Annotated in this window: 1 protein-coding gene; it reads left to right on the top strand. The window is 62.7% G+C overall.

What is annotated here, in order from left to right:
- Positions 1-268, top strand: a 268-nt coding sequence (locus RVY79_RS19860; protein ID WP_317466291.1) for a nitronate monooxygenase, incomplete at both ends; no start/stop codon positions are given.

The raw sequence follows: 268 nt of genomic DNA, 5'->3' as shown, positions 1-268 counted from the left end.
GATTGCCAACGGCAATGCCATTCTGGCTGCGCTGGCTGCTGGTGCGGACCTGGCCTACGTGGGCTCGGCGTTTATCGCCACGGAAGAAGCCAACGCGATCGAGGGCTACAAACAAGCCATCGTGGAATCCACCGCCAGCGACATCGTCTACACCAACCTGTTCACAGGCGTGCACGGCAACTACCTGCGCAAGAGCATCGAGAGCGCGGGCCTGGACCCGGAAGCCCTGCCGGAATCGGACCCGAGCAAGATGAACTTCGGCTCCGGC

This window comes from Chromohalobacter sp. HP20-39 (assembly GCF_033052815.1).
In the GTDB taxonomy this organism is placed as follows: domain Bacteria; phylum Pseudomonadota; class Gammaproteobacteria; order Pseudomonadales; family Halomonadaceae; genus Chromohalobacter.
The sequence above is the reverse complement of the archived record's forward strand: the minus strand, read 5'-3'. Positions and strand labels throughout refer to the sequence as shown.